Annotated in this window: 7 protein-coding genes and 1 pseudogene; all 8 read right to left on the bottom strand. The window is 40.8% G+C overall.

Annotated features, from left to right (window positions below):
- Nucleotides 1–2303 (bottom strand): KxYKxGKxW signal peptide domain-containing protein (locus HMPREF0850_RS13220; RefSeq protein WP_025168376.1); only part of this gene is annotated, 2303 nt, incomplete at its 3' end.
- A gap of 437 nt (nt 2304–2740) precedes the next feature.
- Nucleotides 2741–2917, bottom strand: a complete 177-nt coding sequence (locus tag HMPREF0850_RS0103250) for a hypothetical protein (protein WP_000066117.1) — start codon at nt 2915–2917, stop codon at nt 2741–2743.
- A 68-nt stretch (nt 2918–2985) separates the two neighbouring features.
- On the bottom strand, nt 2986–4314 hold the full coding sequence (gene gtfB, locus HMPREF0850_RS06630) for an accessory Sec system glycosylation chaperone GtfB (protein ID WP_000562905.1): 1329 nt from the start codon (nt 4312–4314) through the stop codon (nt 2986–2988).
- Nucleotides 4315–4341: 27 nt separating this feature from the next.
- Nucleotides 4342–5871 (bottom strand): accessory Sec system glycosyltransferase GtfA, encoded by a 1530-nt coding sequence (gene gtfA, locus HMPREF0850_RS06625; protein WP_000158470.1) that lies wholly within the window; start codon nt 5869–5871, stop codon nt 4342–4344.
- A 14-nt stretch (nt 5872–5885) separates the two neighbouring features.
- Nucleotides 5886–6128: a hypothetical protein gene (locus HMPREF0850_RS13105; protein WP_001224409.1), complete on the bottom strand. Its 243-nt coding sequence runs from the start codon at nt 6126–6128 to the stop codon at nt 5886–5888.
- A gap of 50 nt (nt 6129–6178) precedes the next feature.
- Complete coding sequence (locus HMPREF0850_RS13100; protein ID WP_001237383.1) at nt 6179–6571, bottom strand: hypothetical protein; 393 nt, start codon at nt 6569–6571, stop codon at nt 6179–6181.
- A gap of 255 nt (nt 6572–6826) precedes the next feature.
- Nucleotides 6827–8002: a family 1 glycosylhydrolase gene (locus HMPREF0850_RS06615; protein WP_000620804.1), complete on the bottom strand. Its 1176-nt coding sequence runs from the start codon at nt 8000–8002 to the stop codon at nt 6827–6829.
- Between the two features lie 51 nt (nt 8003–8053).
- Nucleotides 8054–9031, bottom strand: a pseudogene (locus tag HMPREF0850_RS06610) (hypothetical protein); the annotation flags it as partial.

Raw genomic sequence — 9031 nt, 5'->3', positions numbered from 1 at the left:
TGACTAGCACTCAAGCTTGCTGAGTGAGATTGACCGGCGCTAAGTGAAGCACTCGCTGAAGCACTTTGACTTGAACTTACTGAAGCTGAAGCACTTTGACTTGCAGATAAAGAAGCTGAAACTGATTGGCTCAGGGATCCGCTTTCTTTAACATTTACTTGAATGTCCTTAAAGTTAAGCTGTCCCGCTTCGTCAGTAATCTTATATTTAAGTGTTACAGTTCCTGTTTTAGTAGGCGTTCCAGAAATTTGGATAGATGGGATATAACCAGTTTTACCAGCCCCTGGTTCAGCGGTTTTAGTAGTAACTGTTAATCCAAGAGCTTCTAGTTCTTTCTTACCATGAATCAGTTCAACCGCTTGATCCGCAAGGTAAGAACTTTGCCAAGAACCAACAGACTTATCTCCTTTGTTATTACCATCATGAACATATAAAGTTTCATTAACTCGTTTACCGACTTCAACCTCAGGAATTAGTGGTTCAGGGGAAGGAATTAGTGAGTCTTTGCTCTTGTTGATAATTGACTCCTGCGCAGCCTCAGTTACAACTTCTTCTGGACGGCCTAGATAGGTAAAGAATTCAGCATCCTTACCTCCCAATCCATCATTATGTCTGACAAGATAATTAGGATTTTCAGTTTTAACAGTCCCCGTAACAGTGACTTTAGGAACATAGGTAAAATCAGCACGTCTTTCCACTCCTTGAACAAACCTCAAGCCCATCGGTTTGGTCCAACCACCATTACCAGTGTACAAAGTAATAGCATTTCTAGCATCTTGCTCATATCTATACTGTTTATCATTATGGAAATAGTAGGTTTCATTGACTGTATCTCCTACTTTATATTTTGCAAGAGGAGCCAGTGCTTCTTTTTTCCCTTCGGCATCATACGTTACAGCAGGTCCCTTAAACTGAGTAGTAGTAAGGTTCATGAATATGCTGGTTTGAGGAAAGCTACGTCCATCAAAGGTCACATCCAGATTGATACTACTTCTAAATGCTTTTGGATTATCACTCTTGAAAGTTACATATGGAATATAACGTCCAGGAGCCACTTCCACACGACCTGTTTCCGAGGTAATATTATATTTCTCTTGTGCTTCTTGCCAGTTTCGAGTCTCTAGAGTTTGTCTTGGAGAAAGTCCTGCCAACTCACTATCCTTATATGAACCGTAAGGATATTCGTCCGCATCAAATTGAGACTTATGCATATAATATGTTACCGAGAAAGGAACACCTGCTCGTCCCAGAAAGACCCGTTGTCTATTTAAACGACCACTTGTTTCTGGAGAATTGATACTATATGGGTCAGTATTTAGAAAGAATGGCTCTTTTGAACCAGTATCGATCGGATTTGCTCTAAATCCAGAATACCCTGTCTTTGGTGCAGTCGCTACAGTATTGTCAACCTTTTGGTTTTTCTCAGCTTGCTTGGTTGTATCCTTACCTTGGGCTTGGTTCTTATCTGCTACAACACCAGCTGCAAGGTTGTTGCTTGTTGTTGCTGCTTGGCTACTAAGTTGAGTTGCACTAGACAAAGCATCACCGAGTTTGCTTGATGCTAAGCTAGCTGCAGGTTTGGTATCGGCATTGAGTGATGCTGATGTAGAAGTTGAGACAGATGCTTGTACTTCTGATCCACTCGTTGCACTAGTGCTCTCAACTAGTGAAGTTGAAGCTTGAGCGCTCGCTGACGCTGATGTAGGAGCTGATGTTGATTGGCTCGCTGACTCAGATGCTGGAGCAGTTGACTGACTTGCTGATGTTGAAGCACTTGCAGATGCTGACTGACTTGCTGAGGCAGATTGACTGACTGAAGCTGACTGACTCGCACTCGCTTGAGCCTCAACAGATTGACTGACTGATACAGAAGCTGAGGCAGATGCTTGTTCTGCTTGAGCTTTCTTTACTTCTGTTTGCGCTTGAGCGATGATTGAGTTAGTACTTGTTTCAGTTGTTTCAGCTGCTTTTGGTTCAGCTGCGATGACTGTTTTATCCTTTTCTGCATACTCAGATGTTTCATCCGCATAAACAGTTTGCTCTTGAGTCATCACAAATCCTGCAGCTCCCGCGGCCAGGATTCCCCCTATACCCGCTAGCGTGTTAAAACTAAGGTGTGCGTGATCAAGTTCTTCAGTGTCTGACAGGGTACTAGAGACAACTTCGCCCATACCACCGATACGGAAGAGATCCAATTGAGAGTTTGAGGCTTTTACCCAGTTTTTACCCGACTTGTAAAGCTTATAACGCTTTTTCTCATCTACGATCTCGAAATCTTTGTTAAACTTTTTACTTCGAAACATTTGTTTCCTTTCTTTTCATCAAAATGCGACCCTTTGTTAACCTCATGATCATTAACAAAGCGTAGTTGCGCTACCCTCTCAAAACCAGAGACAATCAAACCGCAGTCAGTCTCAGTTTTTATCCCTTTGACTCAGAAAAAGCAGATTCCATCTGGAATATACCAGTCGTTTTTATTTAGTATATACCATTTATCATTCTATCAAAACAGCTCCTCCTTTTCAAGCAATTATACTCGAAATGACAAATAAAAACACCTAATTTTTACCTAAAATTCGCTTTCAAGGATCAAATAATTGAAAACGTTTTATTATCTTTCGAAATCTCTTCCTTCCCCCACCCTTTCACACTAGTTCACTTAGACAGAAACAAAAAAACCTTGACGAGCAAATCATCAAGGTTCATCTTTTCTAGAGACCATCTCCATCCAGAAAAGTTCCTAAAAAAAGCGTCCCAACTGCATGAGTAGTGTGACCAAAAGAGTTACGAGAAAGAGAACTCCGCCCAGCACGGCAATCATGCTAAAATCTTGCTTCTCCCTTTTTAGGGGTTTCTTTCGATTATCTAGCTGTTCTCGTATATGTTCTTGTAAAATGCTATTGTCCTTGTTAGACATGTGCTCCTCCTTTTCTGTTGATAGAAAGGAACTTGCTTTCATCGAAAGCAAGCCCTTGTCTTATTAGCTTATAAAATTGCCTTGTAGGCTTCCAGATCAGCCTGATTCGCCGCCTGTTTTTGCTTAGCAAGAGCAGCCTCCATTTCAGACGGAAGAGAGAGAACTCCCTGAATCTTACCTACCATGGCTGATACATTTTCCACCGGATAAATGTGGCTTTCTGCAACGAAACGATGATTGTGACAAGTCGTCTCAAAACTGAGAATCAGCATATTATTCTCAAAAGCTGTTCGACTACCATTGAGAATTTCATCACTGATATTGATATCCAGATACAAGTCGCAGCGAGCAAAGAGCTCATTCACCTTAGCTGGACGAATATTAGGGTAGAGGGAAATATTCGGATAGCGATTTAATTCCATTAAACGACTTGACATCTCAGTAATCGCTCCAATATGGAAATGAACATTTGGTAATTGAGTCAAAAGTGGTTCAATTTGCTCGATTTGGTCACTATTCGTCAGAATCAAAGCTTCTGGATTCATATTATTGAGGCGATGGTATTGATAGAGATAACCGACATTGCGGAAGTAACTCTTCTCTTTTGGTGTCGCAAGCTTGAGGATTTTATCATAAACTTGTTTATCCTGTACTGCGATACGGATGTTTCGATGAGGCAACTGCATCGCCGCTTTCATGTTACCCGGCAACTCCTCTCCAATTGGCTCCTGCCAGAAAAGAATATCCTCTGCTCGTCCTTCTTTCGGAGTCAGACCAACGGCTACTAAAAATGGTGTTGCTAGAGAATTGTAGATAATGCGATCTGTATCATATCCACGATATCGCAAGTAAAAGATTACAAATTCTTGCTTAGAATTGAAAATATGGCGTTTTCCATCAAGAGTTAGGACAATATCCTCTGTTAGATGATTTTCCATAATCACCGTCACGTTATCTTGATTAAAGTAACGTGTATGAGTTGGACGCTGAGCATCATCATAGGTAATCTGTGCAAAGAGACGTCCCTTGCGATTGTAAATGTCAGCAGCGCGTACACGACCTTGATCATCCAACCACTCGACTGCACGCACGCGACGTTCGTGTGTCGGTTGACGGTAAAAGATATTGGCACGTTTCTTACCCATATCCAAGATTTCACCATTAACATTGCTCGAGCGAATTTCCCACAAATGAGGTTTCGGAACAAGGTTAAAATAAAGAGGTAGATCGTCCTCTGAAGCCACATCTCCAGTAAAGTAACTGTAAGGCGACTCGACATCAGGTGCGAGGTAACCATCGTCTCGGATCACGACAACAGGGCAGTCTAGTCCAGCTGCCTTAAGTGAACGTAGTAAATCAAAACTCGCTTGATCATAGCGTTCAAATAAACAAATCATAGTGTTTATGCCTTTCTTTTCGAATCCCTACTGATGCTGTGCAGATTGAACAAGATCATACCAACGCTGGGCAATATGTTCATCAAGATATGGTTCTGCCACCTCGTAGGATACACGGGATAGATCTTCTTGGGAATGTTGAGTAAATAGCTGGACAATCTTTTCTGCGTATTCCGTTGTCATTGCATCCAGATCATCTGGACGCGCCTCAGGAATCAAGTAGCCATTTTCCCCATCACGGATAAAGGTTGGATTTCCATAACGTACATCAAAACCAATAATTGGCAGACCAGAGCCAACCGCCTCTAACAAGGTCAAACCAAACCCTTCACTTGTGGAGGCAGACAGGTAAGCAGAGTAATTTCGATACACATCTGCCATGTGGTGATGCCCCATCAGACGGATATAGTCTTCTGCATTTAACTCATGAATTAACTGCTCCAACATGGCTCTTTCGCCACCCGTACCATAGATATCAAAAGTGATTTCAGGTAATTGCTCATGCGCCTTCGCTACGGAGTGAATCAACCAATCGATATGCTTTTCACTGGCTAGGCGCGAAGCTGTAATCAATCCAAACGGCTTGCGCTCGCCTTCTGGATGACGCAATTGATCCAGACTTCCCACTGGAATAGTCAAGATTTCCTTTGGTTTGATGGTTGTATATTGAGCGAATTGTTCTTTGAGTAGGTTCGTTTGCGCATCGGTCGAGTTGATGATATAGTCCACTTCTTCGGCATGTTCAAACTGATACTCATAATAGTTATTCCACAAAATATAGTCTTTCTCAGCAGGATTTTCACTAAAGTGGTCTGCATGAACGATTACGACTAGCTTTGCATCGCCCTTATTAGCAAAGATAGCTTGACCAATATCTGTCTCTCGGTCTAAGATCAACAAATCTTTGTCCGTCAAAGCTAGACTTCTCATAAAATGCGCGACAAACTCTTGCTTAGAATAGAAAACATGATTTGGGAAACGATAGACTTGCGTTTCCTGTCTACCATCGACTTCATTGATGATTTCTTCATAGGCCACACTACCATCTTCATTGAGCCAGGTACGTTGATATAATTGCGCATGACCATTCATCGGACTAAAATACTCAACAAAATTCTTTGTATAAGTGTAGTACTCTTTTTGAATCAAACAACCACGCGAAACAATTTCGGCGCGTTCAATCAACTCTTTATCCATATCACAGGCATAACAAGTTACAAAATCACCATCACCAAATACTAGTCGAATCGTCTTCATATCGGTGTCGCGGATAATTTCGAGAGGCTCTTTATCGAAACTCGCTAAGACCTGCGCTAACGTATAGGTCGTCGGTGCAATTTTGACATCTGTAAAATGCTGATAAAGCCAGATAACCTCAGAATCTTCAAAGCCAATATTCTTTGTCAAATGTTCAATGTTATCAGCAGATATAAAATCCATAAAGATGAACTTCGCTTCTAAGCCCACACTACGAAGCAATTTTGCACGGTAGATCTGCGCATATTCTACACCGCTACTCGCCCAGCCAATCCCCAAATTGATGTTATAAATTGTCATATTTGATTATCCTCTTACAAAAAGTTATCTCGTTTAATTCTTGAAAGACGTTTGATTCTCTTGCCCTTATCATCATCTAACTTATCTTCGTCTTTCTTTTTAGGTTTTGCGCGACGTGAAGTGATGTAGCTGACAGAGATGGTACTATCTGTTCCTGTTTTTGCAAGGGGTTGTTCGAGATGGACTTTCTCTCTCTCAGGCACCTCCTCTTCTTTCTCCTTAGCAACTTCTTCTGGTCTATCAAGTTCTTTACGCAATTCTTGAATTTTTTTGATATCTTTTGGTTTACCATCGATATCGTCCAGTTCTAGAAAATCATCAATTCGACTGATAATATTTTTAATTTTTCTTTTTGTAAATTATACAATCTCTCAGCCTCTGCCCGTTTTTTGGTCAGAGTATCGATTTCTTCGAGAATAGATTCTCTCGTATCCAAGTAGTCTTTTTGTGCCTTTTCTAACACTTCTTTAGCTTCTTTTTCGGCCCTATCATGAGCTTCAATGACAAGAGATTTGGCATAAATGACTGCTTCACCGATCTCTTTTTCTTGATTCTTCATAGAGTCGATTTTTTTACGTAGAGATTCGATTTTTTCATTCTTCTTTTGAATTTCACGATCGAATCCTTCCTCTAATGCTTCGATACAATCTTCGACTTCCTTAGCACGGTAGTTACCGAACAATGTTTTCTTCAGTCTCATTTTGCTCCCTCTATTCCTTACTTATTCTGATTTACACCACTACTCCCCATTGTAGCATAAAATAGCGCAAATTGCTATTCTTTTCTAAGCTCCAAACAAGGAAAATATCCTAAGCTGCTATCAAGCAAAACCCGAACTTAGCTTAAAATCCATCTATTTCTAAAAAAATGTCTGATTGATAGATCAGACATTTTCAAAAGTAAAAATACGAACACTACTTCTAGGGTAGAAGAAATTCAGTTATTACTTCCTATTTTAAAAATTTAGTTCCGTCCAAGTAAGCGGTGTATAGCCAAGCAATTCCACACCATCATACTCGACTGTTTTCACGATCTCTTGGATGTTTGTTTTCAATTCTTCAGTTGCTACGCTATTTGAATCATCCAAGACCACATCATCTTCCACGACGAAGAGTGGTTTTTGGTAACGATCGTAAAGATTGTTCATCACGAGACGAAGTCCTACAGAATCAATGCGATTTTGATTTTGGCCATTACTTGCATATTTGTTGATAAAAACTTCTTGGGAATTGCTTGATGCATAATAACTGAAGCTGACAAAGTCAATTTTCCCATCTCTTAGGACAAAGAGGTCGTCATTTTCAATATCCAAGGCGATTTGATCACGTTCCAAACGACGCAAAAAGTGATTTGGGTAGTATCCACGAACTTGCACGTCTGTAAACAAATAATTTTCCCTATCTTTGACTTCTGCTTCCATTACATCAATAGCATTTTCAGTTTGCTGACTGTAGTTTTTACTAACAACCATCATCCCACCAAACTGAAACTCTGGGTTGATTGCTTTTCCGAGCTTGATTGCACGTGCAGAAGCAACTAATTGATAATGAGCTGCTTGCCAAATCACCTGTTCTTGATTGTCATCTGCTCCAAAAGACAATCCTCCACCAAGAAACGGCAAATGGTGCAAAACGTTGAACTCATTGAAGGTAATCCAATACTTCACTTTGTCCTTAAAGTACTGAAAGACAGCTTCTGCATAACGCTCAAAGAGTTCAATCATCTTGCGGCTTTTCCAAGCTCCATATTTTTCGTATAGATTCAGTGGAAGGTCAAAGTGACTCAAGGTCACAATCGGTTCGATATCTTTTTCTAATACGTCATCGATGATTGCTTCATAATATTTCAACCCCTCTTCACTCGGCTGCAGCTCTTCACCATTTGGAAAGATGCGTGCCCAAGAAATCGAGATTCTATAGGCATTAAAACCCATTGATTGAATTAAATTCAGCTCTTCCGTATAATCTCTCTGACCTACTGAAGCAAATCTCCCTAGGATATCATAAGATCCTAAAGGTACATTTTTGTAGTCAACTGTTCCATTCAGAACTTCTATCCGAGATTGGTCAACTGGTAATACATCTGTAGTACCCAAACCTTTGTTACTATTTGACATCATATTTCTAATCATAGTGGCTCCTTTTGATTTTTATTATTTCTATTTAATGATTGCAAGTTCTGTTTAGAAGGATTTCTCATCTTCCCTTTTTTGAGTAATAGCAGCCAAACCAGACAATTCACTTGCAACATTTCTTAAGTCACGCGCTAGGGGCTGCGAACCTGGTCTGAGTAGGTGATAGAGTTGGCGTTCCGTCATCCTTAAATTTGTTCCATTTGATTCTGAATAGTGAGACAGATGTTTCAGAGAGTCTTGCAAATCTACATTCTTTATTGATTCTTCTCTATTTTCAAGCTCCTGTTGCTCCTCAGCAATATGTGCTTGAGATGATTCTTCTTCAAAAATTTCAGGCGTCACCACTTCTTGCACTTTTTGCTGGTGAGTTAGAGGGCTCATATCCAGTTCAGAGAGGCTCTTATACAGACGTTCCGAAGCATGCAAGTCATGCGCGAATACTTCTGTCTCCGCCACACTCTGTCTATAGGAACCAAATTCTGATTCTAACATACTATAGGATTGAGATAGGGATGCTTTCCTGAAACTCACCGAATCAGCTACACTCTGACTTTGACTTAAAGATTCAGATATTTGTTGACTTTGACTTAAGGATTCGGACTCACTGAGATAGAGGATTTCGCTCAAACTTAACGACTCGGACTCAGAAAGTAGATGAGAAATCATCTCACTCAAGGAATGAGATTCGGAAATCGATTCCCATTCGCTCTGGCTCAGGCTATAGAACTCGGACTCGGAAACACTCTGACTGGCTTGCTCTGATTCGGAGTAGCTCCACCACTCTGATTCTGAAGAGCTTTGAGATTCAGAAAGCGATTTCCATTCACTCTGGCTCAGACTATAGAACTCAGACTCGGAGACACTCTGGCTTGCTTGCTCTGATTCGGAATAGCTCCACCACTCTGACTCTGAGTGACTTTGAGATTCGGAAATCGATTCCCACTCACTCTGGCTCAGGCTATAGAACTCGGACTCAGAGGCACTCTGGCTCGCTTGTTCTGATTCGGAGTAGCTCCACCACTCTGA

Source organism: Streptococcus sp. M143, assembly GCF_000162495.1.
GTDB classification, from domain to species: domain Bacteria; phylum Bacillota; class Bacilli; order Lactobacillales; family Streptococcaceae; genus Streptococcus; species Streptococcus dentisani.
This window is presented reverse-complemented; position numbering and strand designations above follow the sequence as displayed.

Bases quoted from the DNA above. Each gene is read 5' to 3' on its own strand.
- HMPREF0850_RS0103250 (WP_000066117.1), bottom strand. From the start codon at position 2,917: ATGTCTAACAAGGACAATAGCATTTTACAAGAACATATACGAGAACAG.
- gtfB (WP_000562905.1), bottom strand. From the start codon at position 4,314: ATGATTTGTTTATTTGAACGCTATGATCAAGCGAGTTTTGATTTACTA.
- gtfA (WP_000158470.1), bottom strand. From the start codon at position 5,871: ATGACAATTTATAACATCAATTTGGGGATTGGCTGGGCGAGTAGCGGT.
- HMPREF0850_RS13100 (WP_001237383.1), bottom strand. From the start codon at position 6,571: ATGAGACTGAAGAAAACATTGTTCGGTAACTACCGTGCTAAGGAAGTC.
- HMPREF0850_RS06615 (WP_000620804.1), bottom strand. From the start codon at position 8,002: ATGATTAGAAATATGATGTCAAATAGTAACAAAGGTTTGGGTACTACA.